This is a genomic window from Paenibacillus sp. FSL K6-3182 (assembly GCF_037976325.1).
Taxonomy (GTDB): domain Bacteria; phylum Bacillota; class Bacilli; order Paenibacillales; family Paenibacillaceae; genus Pristimantibacillus.
The window spans coordinates 7358142-7370191 of the sequence record NZ_CP150265.1 but is presented as its reverse complement, the minus strand read 5'-3'; the positions used below and the strand labels follow the sequence as shown (position 1 = coordinate 7370191).

Below are 12050 nucleotides of genomic sequence, written 5' to 3'. Positions count from 1 at the left end.
TTTCCTAATGTTATTTTCCTCATATCAGTATGACAAATTACGCTGTATTTTATTTAGACCTACGAGCTTATTTCAAGCTGTAATGAGTGTGTAAGTATTAAAAATCATCGGAAGAAAAATAAAAGACAATTAAAAAAACCACACAAAGAGACACTATGTAACACAGAGTAATACTTAATAATATAAAGTGATATTTAGAATGACTTTGTCGTTCTTAGTAATATTTCGTGGTATGTTACCACCATACAAGCACAAAAAATGACTAATAAAAGCAGAGAGAGCAGAGAACAACCCTTTATGTCTAGTAACCCTAGTGTATAATAGTAATATGTTCCATTTATTTTCATCATATCCGTTTAGTATATAAGACTATATAGAGGTGGGCCGTCCATGCCTTTTTTCTCACGAAGCTCGAATCCAACCGTTGCTAAACCAAAACCAGCTCCTCCAGCGCAAAGCACTGCACCTGCGCAGCCACAGCAATCGCCTCAATCACCGGCTGTGAATCCTGGGCAGCTCCTGCAATTGCAGCAGACGGCAGGCAATCAGTCTACGAGTGCACAAGTAGGCGGAGCTGCGACTGCCCCTCAGAAGTCACCTAAAGATGTGCGAAAGGATGAGCTCAAAGCAGATCGTGATGCGCAGGTCACTGTCAAACCACAGCAGCTCTTTGATGGGCTTATTCAGCAAACGAGTCAGCATATACATACGTTCTTAAATAGTGATAAACAAACAGCATCGCTAAGAGCCAGTCTGCAGGCTAAAGCCAAGACGGCGGTAGAAGCGAATATCGATCAGAACGGTGTAGCAGAGGCCCATGAGAAGGCAGATGAAAAGCTTTATGCTGCAGAACATGTAGCTGCAAAAGGCATCGTATCCGATACGTTAAAGAAATATGCGAGCGATACTGTCGTGAGCAAGCTTCCATCGAGCCAAAAGAGCCTGCTGGCGAATAAGTTCATTGAAGGCTATAACAAGACGGAGGCAAGGCCTGAGGTTCCTTTAGCTAAACAAGTGTTAGCTGCGAACGCACAGGCGACGAGGGAGGCAACTGCTGAGGCTGAACGGTTGTCTAATGTATCTCTTGCACAGATTAAAAAAGATGCTGTGGACAAGGTTAAGCAAAGTGCAGCATTTCTCGATAGCAGTGTAAACGTTGGCGATTTGGGTAAGGCAGAAGTGGAAAATCGGCATCAAATGGATAGTACGCTTGTTCAGCCAGCTGTTATTAATACGGTTTATACGAATAAGCTGTATGAACCCATCAAAGAAGCTGTCGTTATGAAGCTCGGCGTAGGACGAGGCGCTTGGCGAAGATCCAAAGAACTTAATGCATTCCGTCAGAAGATGAAAGATGCTGCGCGAGAGCAGTCGAGAACGGATATTGACAATCAATTGGACACGAATGCACTAACATCGGGCAAAACGCAGCTCGATAAGAAGTTTACCGGCATGATGGCAAAGAAGGAATCACATGCAACCTCCAAGGGCTCTGTCGATGCAGCTATGACTACTGAGGCAGTCAATATCACGAAAAGAGTGCTGCCTGAAGGGGATATTAAGAAGCTGCTGAAAGAAGCAGCACAAACCTCAGCATATGGCGTAGCACGTACAAACGCTCCGGGTGTAAAAGTAAATGAAGCTGCTTTAGTTGGTGCTGAGAAGAAAGCGATTGAACTGCTGAAGAGCAAACAAACCGAAGCGGTGAACGCTGTTCGAAGCATTACGAAAGGCGATAAAAAGGTGCCAGGCTCGAAGCCGGATGCTGCGCAGCTTGCGGCACTTGCTGAGAAAACGAAGGAGCAGGTTACGGCGGATGATATAGCCGGCAAAGCCATTAAAAAAACAGTAGAGGCTCCTACGCTAAACAAAGGGCTCTTCGTTATAGGCAAGGTGCTTGATCTTGCCGCGCCGAATATTGGCGACTCCAGCTCGTTCAGCTTTGATTTGAAAATACCCGTTCATGCTAGCGGCGTCTATGTTCTGTTCGGACTGGCAGGCTCGGTAGGCAGAGAAGACAAAGAATTAACGATGGCTGCTGAAATTACTTTCGGAGCAGGCTTCCAGTCGTTTGGCTTCGACGCCAATTTCCGTGCGGGCTTCTTCCTAGAGAGTATAGGAACGGATTCAGCCGGTGTCATGAATTTAACCTCGTACGGTATGTACAGGCAAATAAGAAACATTTCCGATAGGGCAGCGGATTATCTCTGGGGTATGGGAGGTAAGTCCGGTATGGCCGAGGTCGAAGAAGCGGAAATATGGGCAGCTATGATCGAGGAAAAGGAGCTGCAAAAAGCAGGCAATCATGTTGATATTGGCTTGACCTTTAAGGGAGAGGCTGAAGCGAATGCAGGGGTAGCCGAGATGGGAGCAGCCCTTGGCTATAAGTTCTTAGGCCGCTTTGACAAAGAAGCTCTTGAGAAACAATCGCCTAACGGATTTGGCGGGGCAACGGATCTGACGAAGCTGAAGGAAAAGGCAGCAACCCTCCGCAGAGGTATGAATGTGCATGTTATGGAAGCCTCTGCCGAAGCGAAGGTGAAGCTGGGCGGCAACGACATCGCCTTTGGACTCGAAGCAGCAGGTTCCGTCATCAATAATAATTTGAGATCGCTCGAAATTACAGCTAGCGGCTCTATTCCATTCCAATTTGGTGAAGATGCGGGCGAATGGGTGAAGATTGCATCGAAAGTAGCGACACCTGTAGCTGGCTCGGCCAAAAATCTCGTTGGCCTTATCACTAGCAAAGTGAAAAAGGATAAGGATCTGGTGGCGAAGGGTGCAGGCTCAGCTCTGGATACCGGGACGGATCTGTTATTTGTAGTTCCGCAATTTGAAGCAGCCGGCAAAAGCCTTGCCTCAAAAATCCAAGGCGACGAAACCGTCAATGATACGATTCGCGGTTGGCTAACGGGTGATTCAAGTGCTAGCGCGATTGAACAAGGCAACAAAATAGCGCTCGCAAGCTCGCTAGATTTGAGTATTGGGTTTAGCAAAAAGTGGGATAAAGATAATAAGTCCAAAGGCTGGGAAATTGCATTGGAAGTTACGCAAACGAAGTCATTCGAAGTGGAAGCAGGCATCGTGAATGTAGCGGTAGAGAAGTCCAAGCGACTTGGAAAACTGCAATATGAGCAGGATGCGAGTGGATCGGGATCCATTTCAGGAGAATTGGCAGGGCACGAAATAGGTTAATATTTGCTAGGAGTGATCGTAGTCATGTCCAAACAACATAAGTATACGGGAGATACAAGCATTACTACAGAGCTGCCGATAAATTTCCATACGCTGACGGGAGAGTTAGTGCCTGCTGTCTTGCGAAAAATTAATTTTCAAAGCTTCGAGGAGTCGCTTTCTTGTCAGATGATGATCGAGGTTAGCGGCCAAACTTATCAAGATATTATGGAGAACGAGTGGTTTAACTTGTTCGCCAGCATGAGGACAGGCAGCAGCGCGGCTATGGATGAGAATCAGCCCGTAGAAGTTCATGTCGCGCTAAGGCCAAGTCTGACGAAGCTGGCTGCTCAGCATGGATTCGATGCAGAAGCTATATTCGATAGTGTGCGCTCAAGTACGGAGCCAACGAGCAAGCTGCTGAGCTTAGATCATACCGAGAGCTGGCTTGCGCTGGAATTAAAGCAAAGCGTCGTTTTGCCTGAAGCGTTGAAGGATGAAGGCATCTTAAAGATAGGATTCAGGACGGCGTGGGCTGCAGAAATGGATCAAGGAAATTCAGTACCCGAAGAGCCTTCTATTGCAAATGGGGCTTTGAATGAGCATATCACATCATTTCTAACGGACAATGAACTGAAACATGAGGTTATAGACGATCAACTGTACAAGCTTATATTTACTAGTAGAGGCGAAAGCTGGGTTGGTCTCATTCGGATCGAGGAAGTCCAGGATTATTGTGCGGTGTATTCCGTCTATCCGGAGCTCGTCCCTGAGCATCAGCGCCAGGAGCTTGCCTTGTTATTATTGAACGAGAACATGGACCTGCTAAGTGGCAGCTTCGAGCTGGATGATGAGGATGGCGAGCTAAGATTCCGATCCTCCTATTATGCCGGGAAAACGTATGATTCTGAGGTATTCAGCAGAATACTCGGCAATCACCTTGAAGCGGTAGAGTCTTATTTCTCTGAAATTCGTGAAGTGCTTAAACGCTAATATCATCGATAACCAAAGGGCTGTTTGCAGGAAGGGTGTACCCTTCTCGTGCAAACAGCCTTTTTTGTGTTTATTTTGTATGTTGTTCGCGGTACTGAGCGGGTGAAATGCCGTATGTTTTTTTGAACAGGGTGAAGAAATAGGTTGTGTTGAGCACGCCGACACTTTCGCTGATGACCGCAATGGAATCATTTGTTGTCGTAAGAAGCCGCGTAGCTTCCTCCAGCCGAATTTTCTTTAAATAATCATTAAACGACAGCTGCGTATGGCTGCGGAACAGCTTGCCGAGGTAGCCGGGAGATAACTTATTATTTTGATTCATGGATGATCGGCAACATTAACTACATGTTGTTTGATGTGAAGACGCCGGAAGATTATTTGAAAATGCAAACGACAGAGACTTCGAATCCAGTTGAATTCTCACCTGTTCTTGGTTTCCGCCTCAATACGGAGCCGATTGCTGTTGAATATGCGAATGTGCTATCCGAAGTGAAATCGAAGATCATTCCAATTAAAATGGGCGTGGTATCCTACGATAAATACTTCCCGGCAGCTCTTCAAAGCTTAAAGGCTGCTGGATTAGACAAGGTTATCGCTGAATATCAGAAGCAATTTAAAGAATGGCAGGCATTGCAGAAGTAAGGTTAGCTGAAGGGTAAAACAAAAAGAAGGAGGGCCGCTGCCCTCCTTCTTTTTGTTTGTGTATATTAGTAAGCTAGTGCGAACAAACCGTGAATATGCGACAAGTAACGAACGTTACTTGCTTCCTTCATTAGGGAAGCAGGCAAGCCCTTAAGCTGAGTCGCGTTGCCGCCGATTGTGCCCACGCCATCTTTACGGCCAAGGCTGCCCAGTGTTCCGGAGAATACAGGTACAAACTTATCCATAACGCCGCCTTTGATTTGAACCGCTAGGTTGTAGCCTACCGTTTCGCCCATTTGCCAAGCAAGCTGAGCTGTTGGAGGGTAAGGACGTTCGCTGCCTTCTGGGAATACAACTGCGCAGTCGCCAGCAAGGAATACATCAGCGTGTGAAGTCGATTGAAGCGTTGGTGTAACAAGTGAACGACCACGGTCTTCTGCAAGACCGCTGCTGCCGACAACTGGATTACCTTTAACGCCGCCAGTCCAAATGATTGTGCTGGATTCAATCGTACGACCGTCTTTAAGCGATACGGAGCTTTTTGTCGCTTCTGTAATCGCTACGCTAGTGATGAAGTTAACGCCACGTTTCTCAAGGCTTGTTACAGCGCGATCGATCAATACTTTCGGGAAGATTGGCAGAACGGCAGGGCCGGCTTCTACGCAATACAGCGAAATATCATTGAAGTCGATGCCTTTGCTGCGGCAAACCTCAGGAAGTCTGTCAGCGAATTCGCCAACAAGCTCAACGCCAGTCAAGCCGCCGCCGCCAACAACGATTGTTGCGTCAGCTTTATTGCCTGATTTTTTGTAAGCGTCAAGACGATCTTCAACATGCTTGCGGATTTTGTTAGCATCAGCAACGGATTTAAGAACAAGGCTGTTCTCTTCCAATCCTGGAATGCCGAAGTAGTTTGTTTCACTTCCAAGTGCTACAACAAGAGTGTCGTACTTTTGCACTTGTCCGCTTTCAAGAACCACTTGCTTCTCGTTAGGTTTAATTTCTTTAACCGAGTCAACGATGATGTTAACTTGTTTGTCGCCTAGAAGCTTGCTAAGCGGTAGAGCAACTGCTTGCTCAGCAATTGTGTCCCCAGCAAGTCTGTGCAGCTCAGTAATGATTTGGTGAGTTGGAAAACGGTTTACGATTGTGATGCTAGCTTCTGCTGCAGTCAAATGTTTGCGTGCTGTTAGAGCAGTAAGAAGACCGCCATAACCGCCACCAAGAATTAGTATTTGCTTCGACATGTTCATCCTCCGTTCGTTCTATACGTATTCGGTGTATTATACTTTATCGTTTTTGCGTTCAGACAAAACACTTAGGAAAGCTTGCGCGAAACGAAGCGTTTTTTGAACTTCCGGATCTTTAAGCATTTTCAACATAGCGAATAGGCCAACAGAAGAGTTAGCCGCTTCTTGCGAGCGCTCGCCAGCTTCAATAGCTGCTGTTGCGATACCTTTTGCTTTCTCTTGAACCGGTTTAACGAATTCACCGATACCTTGAGCGAAATCGTTGATCAACACTTTGTCTGTAGCGATGTTTTGTGCAAAATCATAAGCTTTGGTCATTAGAGTAACCATTTCAGCTAATTTTGGCAGGCTGTCCACGAGTACAGTTAGAGACTCTTGAACCTCCGGCTTCATCAATTGATCAAGTACATCCAACGTTTGTTTTTCTTCGACGAGGCTAGCTGCAACCTCTTGTCCAGCAGATGGTTGTGACATAATAGAATGTCCTCCTTTACGTAAATTTGAAAGTAAGTTGTAGTCTCAATTGTGTCAGCCGCTAAAGATAAAGATGCATCCTGAAAGATTGTTACACTTTTCACATAGTTATTCAAAAAATGTTTATGCGGACGTAACAGTCTTATTTCTGCGTGAGGCAGAAGGATGTGAATGCGCGTATGACGTAATCGGATTAAACCCTTTGTTTCTATTCTACATCGTTTTCACCAAAAGTTAAAAAGAAATTTATTGCTTTCGGTAAAAAGATTTGGAATATTGCTGTCATTCAGGCATATAGCTGCTGTTCGTTGATTAATCATCCAATTTATGGATATTAAATCGAATGATGTACCGTGATTTTAAACGCTTTATCGTTCAATAAGCGTAAATGAAGCGCAATTCAGTTATGATAATAAAAAACAATGATTAAAAACATACATAAAGGAGTTCTAATATGCAGCCCTATACGCAAAGAGTTGTATCCATCATTAAGGCGATTCCGGAAGGCACCGTAATGACGTATGGTCAAGTCGCAGAACTGGCTGGCAATCGCAGGGGGGCAAGGCAGGTTGTCCGAGTTCTGCATTCGATGAGCGGCATTTATAATCTTCCCTGGCACAGAGTTGTTAATGCAAAAGGGGAGATATCGATTCAAGAGGAGGAAGCTCGTTACATGCAGATCTTTTATTTAAAAGAGGAAGGTGTTGCAGCGAGCGAGGACGGGCGAATTGATTTGGAAAAATACCGCTACAATCCGGAAAGAGAAGAAGAAAGATGACCTTACCCGGATGAAAATTATGTTTCTTCGCGGTTAAGCGGCTGCGATTAACTTTTTCTAATGAAGCCCCATTTGAAACCCCGTATCCGAACCTTTATTATGGTATAGACCATTCGGAAGGGAGAGAAAGAACATGACAACAGAAATTGCACCGGGAAACGTTAGAAACTTCACTGTTTCCACCGAAATCTTTTATAATCAAAGCTTGGATATTTATTCGCAAATGATTTATATCGTACTCAGCTCAAGCACGGCGGATTCCGCATCGCTCACCTTAGACGAGGTTGCCAAAAAAGGCCGTATGACGACAAAACTTGCAATAAAAGCGATGCAAGCCTTAGTTGACGAGCAGCTAATCCCACATAAATTGTTCCGTAAAATGATCGGTGAATTCCAGGATGATCGCTTATCTTGGGCAGCTAAAGGGCTGCTCACGTATTGCAAGGAGCATAAAAACATTACATTGCCTGAGCTCTTAGCACTATCAGATCAATCTGGCGAGGATGAGGTCAGCATTCGGAAGGCATTGATGGAGCTGGAGAGAAACGGTTATTTAGAGGAATTTACGGAATTGAACAAATTGATGCACGGATAATCGAAAGAATATGCAAAAAAAGCCTTCAACGTACTCAGCAAACGGAAGCAGCGTTGTTGGGCAAATATAAGCTAAGTAGAAGCAACGGAAATATTTCCTTCTATTTTGAAAGAAGCAGGACCTGCACAGCTGTTGCGCTGTATAGGTCCTGCTTCTTTTTTTGTTTATGGGCGGTCAATTATACAGCACTATTCTTTTGTTAATTTCTCTAGTATAGCGTCGCCTTTTGTTCCAACCATTACATACGCAAAGCGGGCATTTTGCTCCGTTTCCAGCCCAGTGCCTTCGGGTACAAAATAAGATTCTATGCCGTACTGGATGTTTCTCCAGCCGCTAGTGGAACCGTTAATAATGATTTCCTTGTCAGCTAAAGGCTCACCTTTTTTATATAAACGATCCAAGTTGTATACGCCGCCGGCACCTTGTTGAAGCACGACCTTAATTCGGCTGTTGCTTGGACGTCTTTCCAGTTCCTGAGTGATGTGATCTGGCGGTACCGAAATATTATATTGGAGCGCTACATAATCGCCTTGCAAAATGGATCGTGGATCAAGCGGAACGATGGCCAGCTTAATCGGAGTGCCGCTCGAGAGCAATATTTCGCTTACTGCGGCATGGTAACCGACATAACCGAGCTGCAGCACTACAACGATAGCAATGAGAGCGGGGCTTCTGCGCAGCAATCGGCTGAATGAGTCCGCTTGTTCAGACACTGCTGCGCGTGTTCTATAGGCGTAAATATAAGTAGCTGCTATGATAATCACGCCAAGCAGGGCGAGTGTAATCGACTTGTGCAATAACGTCCAGAACAAGTCGTAATATTTGAACGCAAGGAAAATGAACCAGAATACGAAGCTTATGGCTGCTTCAAGAGCTTGGCTGCGCCTAACAAATAGAAAGGCTGCGATCGTAACTACAATGAAATTCAATATATTAAATAGCTCATATGAGTAAGGGAAAATGTTATCCATAAAGGTTAGCCAAAATAGAAGCAGCAAAGTAAAGAGCCAACCGCATTCTCTTACATGAATCTTGAAGGCGCCTTCTCTGAGCAGATGGTGACTAGCGTAAATGACTGCATTGAGCGACGTCACGATGAACACGATGAAGGAAGCTGCATTATGAACAGATCCAAATAACTGAAACAGAAGAATAGCGATATTGATATTCAGTAAGGTATAGATAAAGAAATGCGGTACCCTTCCTTGCCATTTGAACCATCCGACCAGCAGTACCGTTATGAAAAAAATAGATAAGGCTGAAGTATCAATCCAAGCGGTAGAGATAAGTCCAGCTATATATCCAATCGTAAGCACTGTGTAGCGTACAGCCGTATTTAAGCGAGTCAGCAGCAGTGTTGGAATAATAAACAGCAGTGACACTACAAATAAAATGTTTTCGGGCGGGATTTCACCAGCGGCTAATAGTACTAAGCCTACTAAGGAGATACTGCCAATCAAAACACCGATTACGGTAACGATTGTGAATGCGATTTTGCCAACAAGAGTGCTCTTATGTTCTTCTGATGGATGGGATGCTTGGTCATCTCGTTCATTAGAGCTTGACTGATGCTTGCCGAGCTTGTTTAAGTAACGGAAGAATAAGACGTTGGCTGTGAGTAATAAAGCGACAAAGAGGAGTCCGAATATAAAAAACAAGGTGGAATAATGCTCGGACATCAGCTCGAAATATTTAAATACAGCGAAAGCGGAAGCAGCCAGCGCGTTAAGGGTAAGCATGATTTTATCCAGGCGAACTTGGGTGAAATAATAGAATCCGAACGCGATTGCCGCAGCGCTTGCGACGTTCATCCATGCGCCATAATGTTCGTATAGATCGGAACTTGTCAAGACGAGCAAAGAAATATGAAAGGCAGTAAAGCTAATGAATTTAAGTGGTACTGATGAGAGACGTTTGGCTTCTATTAATGCGAATAGAATAAGATTGATAAGCGCAAATAACCAGCCAATCAGCAAAATTTCTTGGTCGCTATGGACGATAGAATACGCGCTTGGGAAAAAGTATTGCCACAGGGTTAGATGAACGAGTATATAGGCAAGGATATAAAAAGGATTAAAGCGGGTAATGAACGCGAGCAGCAGAGCAGGAATGGACCAAACGAGAAACAGCTCATAGGTGTCCGCATGTGAATTATATATTTGATTTAGAAGGGCAACCGCCACGCCAAACGCAACACAGCCGCCGACTAGAAAAGTAACAGACAAAAAATCGTGATGCCCAAGCATTATTTTCATTTTGGAAAAAACGAAAGCTGCGCCATAGAATAACACCATGATGCCGGCTGACGCGAGAATTTTATCGGCGCGGACTAGGCCGCCCCAGTTCGCCGCGAAGAAATAGATGATGGAAGCAAGCAGAAGTGAAACGCCCATTAGAAACCCAACACGCGCAACATTTAATCGAAGCATAGCACTCACAAGCCTTTCTAGTTGATCTTGCTTTTATTATAATGACCCAATCTAAAGTGAACTAGTACTCACTTTTTGTAGTACTGCCTTGTTTAGAGCGAAGCAAGCTCTTATACGATATAACCCGATTTAGCGGTTGATCTAACAAATAAATTTTGAAAGCAGGGCTGTACAAAGGTTTATGAATCAAATGGGCCGTTATTATGCTATTCTTAAGGTTACGAAAGTTTTAACTACTAAAGTGCGGAAGAGGTCTATAGATGAGTGAAATAAAGTTTGCGGATTATGCGTTAAGCCAAGAAATCGTTCGAGCGTTGGAGAGCCTGTCCTACGAAACGCCAACAGAGGTGCAGCGAGAGGTTATTCCCGTTGCGCTTGAGCAAAAGGATTTGGTCGTTAAATCACAGACGGGCAGCGGTAAGACAGCAGCCTACGGCATTCCATTATGCGAGCTGGTCGATTGGAACGAAAACAAACCTCAGGTGCTTGTGCTGACACCAACGAGGGAGCTGGCACTGCAAGTCAACGAGGACATTACCAATATCGGCCGTTTCAAGCGAATCAAATCGATGGCCGTCTACGGTAAAGCGCCTTTCCATATCCAAAGAGCCGAGCTTAAGCAAAGAACGCATATGGTCGTAGGGACGCCTGGACGCGTACATGATCATATTGAGCGTGGAACACTTCCCATCGAACGAATCAAATATTTAGTCATTGACGAAGCGGACGAAATGCTGAACATGGGCTTTATCGAGCAGGTACAAGCTATTATTCAGCAGCTGCCTACGGATCGAGTGACAATGCTGTTCTCTGCAACGTTCCCTGAGGATGTAGCTAAGCTAGCGCATAGATATATGAACACTCCTGTACAAGTAGAGATCAAGGCAGAGGGACTTACGACTGCTACGATTGAGCACTCGGTTATTGAAGTGAAGGAAGCAGACAAGTTTAAGCTGCTCCAAGACGTGATGATCGTCGAAAATCCGGACAGCTGTATTATTTTTTGCCGGACACAGGAGAACGTGGATCAAGTGTTCAGACAAATGGCGGAGCTCGAATATCCGTGCGACCGCATCCATGGCGGCATGGAGCAGGATGAGCGTTTTGAAGTAATGAATGCGTTCCGCAGAGGGCAATTCCGTTATTTGGTTGCAACGGATGTAGCAGCAAGAGGCATTGATATTACGAATATTACGCATGTCATCAACTTCGATATTCCGCTGGAGAAGGAAAGTTATGTTCATCGTACGGGCAGAACGGGACGGGCTGGCAAGACGGGTAAAGCGATCACCTTCGCAGCATCTAAGGATGCAAGGCGTCTAGCTGAAATAGAAGGCTACATCGGATTTAGCATTAACAAAGCGAAGGCGCCATCGGAAGAAGCGGTTGACCTTCGCAGAGAAGATTTTGAACAGAAGCTCAATATCGGTCCCGTTCTCAAAAAAGACAAGCGCGAGCAGCTGAACAAACAGATTATGAAGCTTAACTTTAACGGCGGCAAGAAAAAGAAGCTTAGAGCGGTCGATTTTGTCGGAACCATTGCCAAAATAGAAGGCGTGTCTGCAGAAGATATCGGTATTATTACGATTTTGGATAATGTTACCGATGTTGAAATTTTGAATGGCAAAGGCTCGCTAGTGCTGGAGGTTATGCGAAATACGACAGTGAAGGGCAAGCAGCTGAAGGTTCGCAGAGGGAATAAATCTTAACTAATC

The 12050-nt window shown here is 45.0% G+C and carries 10 protein-coding genes; 6 read left to right on the top strand and 4 right to left on the bottom strand.

What is annotated here, in order from left to right; all coding sequences use genetic code 11:
* Positions 1-390 precede the first annotated feature (390 nt).
* Both MHH56_RS32240 and MHH56_RS32235 read left to right on the top strand, forming a co-directional pair.
* Positions 391-3195, top strand: coding sequence for a hypothetical protein (locus MHH56_RS32240; protein ID WP_339205612.1), 2805 nt, complete (start codon positions 391-393; stop codon positions 3193-3195).
* A gap of 24 nt (positions 3196-3219) precedes the next feature.
* On the top strand, positions 3220-4167 hold the full coding sequence (locus tag MHH56_RS32235) for a YbjN domain-containing protein (RefSeq protein WP_339205611.1): 948 nt from the start codon (positions 3220-3222) through the stop codon (positions 4165-4167).
* 70 nt (positions 4168-4237) lie between these two features.
* Here the strand turns inward: MHH56_RS32235 and MHH56_RS32230 are convergent, their stop codons facing one another.
* Positions 4238-4489, bottom strand: coding sequence for a helix-turn-helix transcriptional regulator (locus MHH56_RS32230; protein ID WP_339205609.1), 252 nt, complete (start codon positions 4487-4489; stop codon positions 4238-4240).
* Positions 4490-4491: 2 nt separating this feature from the next.
* Here MHH56_RS32230 and MHH56_RS32225 point away from each other — a divergent pair, with 2 nt between their 5' ends.
* Positions 4492-4809, top strand: coding sequence for a DUF3502 domain-containing protein (locus MHH56_RS32225; RefSeq protein ID WP_339205608.1), 318 nt, complete (start codon positions 4492-4494; stop codon positions 4807-4809).
* A 65-nt stretch (positions 4810-4874) separates the two neighbouring features.
* Here MHH56_RS32225 and MHH56_RS32220 read toward each other — a convergent pair whose 3' ends face one another.
* Both MHH56_RS32220 and MHH56_RS32215 read right to left on the bottom strand, forming a co-directional pair.
* The gene (locus tag MHH56_RS32220; RefSeq protein ID WP_339205607.1) at positions 4875-6056 is read right to left on the bottom strand and encodes an NAD(P)/FAD-dependent oxidoreductase; all 1182 of its coding nucleotides are present in this window, start codon (positions 6054-6056) and stop codon (positions 4875-4877) included.
* Positions 6057-6092: 36 nt separating this feature from the next.
* Entirely contained in the window at positions 6093-6533 is a 441-nt protein-coding gene (locus MHH56_RS32215; protein ID WP_054025638.1) for a DUF1641 domain-containing protein, read from the bottom strand.
* 454 nt (positions 6534-6987) lie between these two features.
* Here MHH56_RS32215 and MHH56_RS32210 point away from each other — a divergent pair, with 454 nt between their 5' ends.
* Positions 6988-7311, top strand: coding sequence for an MGMT family protein (locus MHH56_RS32210; protein ID WP_339205605.1), 324 nt, complete (start codon positions 6988-6990; stop codon positions 7309-7311).
* A gap of 133 nt (positions 7312-7444) precedes the next feature.
* Positions 7445-7906, top strand: coding sequence for a hypothetical protein (locus MHH56_RS32205; RefSeq protein WP_339205603.1), 462 nt, complete (start codon positions 7445-7447; stop codon positions 7904-7906).
* Between the two features lie 188 nt (positions 7907-8094).
* On the opposite strand, the gene MHH56_RS32200 is transcribed toward MHH56_RS32205, so the two are convergent.
* Positions 8095-10335: a GDYXXLXY domain-containing protein gene (locus MHH56_RS32200; RefSeq protein WP_339205602.1), complete on the bottom strand. Its 2241-nt coding sequence runs from the start codon at positions 10333-10335 to the stop codon at positions 8095-8097.
* 260 nt (positions 10336-10595) lie between these two features.
* Between MHH56_RS32200 and MHH56_RS32195 the strand changes: the two genes are divergently transcribed.
* On the top strand, positions 10596-12044 hold the full coding sequence (locus MHH56_RS32195; protein ID WP_076266428.1) for a DEAD/DEAH box helicase: 1449 nt from the start codon (positions 10596-10598) through the stop codon (positions 12042-12044).
* Positions 12045-12050: the final 6 nt, after the last annotated feature.